This is a genomic window from Streptomyces sp. ADMS, from assembly GCF_033441795.1.
Classification (GTDB): domain Bacteria; phylum Actinomycetota; class Actinomycetes; order Streptomycetales; family Streptomycetaceae; genus Streptomyces.
On record NZ_JAVFVX010000342.1, the window covers coordinates 1 to 970 of the forward strand.

At 69.3% G+C, this 970-nt stretch carries 1 protein-coding gene; it reads right to left on the reverse strand.

Features of this window, described 5'->3' with window-relative positions; translation table 11 throughout:
* Nucleotides 1-970, reverse strand: a 970-nt coding sequence (locus tag RB628_RS40895) for a hypothetical protein (RefSeq protein WP_318325706.1), incomplete at both ends; no start/stop codon positions are given.

The following is a 970-nucleotide window of genomic DNA, read 5'->3' on the forward strand; positions in this document are numbered from 1 at the left end:
CAGGTTCAGGAGGGGGTCGGGCAGATCCGGTCCGACCCATTCCGGCTGGACCTGTTGGGTGGTGGTCCCGCCCGGCTCCTGCGTCATCCGTTCCACGCTGCGCCAGTTGACCCCGTCCGGCGCCGGTAGCCCGCTCCAGTTGGCGCCCTGTATCGCCTGCCCCTGCCTCAGCAGTTTGGACTTGACGAAGGCAAAATGTTTCAGGTGGTAGGCGGCCAGCAGGTCGCGGTCGGTGACGTCCAGACCCTCGGCGAGGGCCTTGGCGGTCAGGGACCAGATCCTTTTCTGCTTCGGCAGGTCCCACGGGTCCGTGTCGGTCAGGTGGAGCACACTGCGGCCGTGTGCTTCCCGGTCCGCCGGCGGTATCTCGTTGAACAGCATCTTCGCGGCCCGGACCATCGCCCAGAGGGTGGACGCCACCTGCCCCGGCCTCGGCGCCGCCCCGACAGGCAGCGACTGAACAGAACTCAATATCGCCTCGCCCGACGTGGCGAGCTCTTTGAGGGTCACCGTCAGAGCAGGCGCCGGCACCTCGGTGCTGAGCTGCGCACCGGGATCCGCGGCGACCCGGTCCCGGGCGAAGCCCAGGAGAGCCTCGTAGGCGGCCGTGTCCGCGATCCCCCCACTGTGCTGCCGGGCGTAGAAGGACAGCATGTCCTCCCGCAGCGGCGTGACCCCGCCGAGCGCCGGATCGTTCGCACGCATCGTCTCCAGCGCGCCGATGCCCTTGAGAAGCCGCTCATACCGGCCGCCCGCCACACCACGGTCGTTCTCGACGTCGTTGCCGAACACGCCTCGCAGCCCTCGCACCAGCCGCAACGCGGTCGCACGAGTCTCCGCCTGCACAGCACCCGGACCCTCGTGCAGACCCGCCTCACGCGCCAGCCCGTCCAGCTCCTGATCAAGCGGCTCAGGCAGGAACGTGACACGACGCCCCCTCTCCCCGTTGACCGCGGCGGTCATCACACGA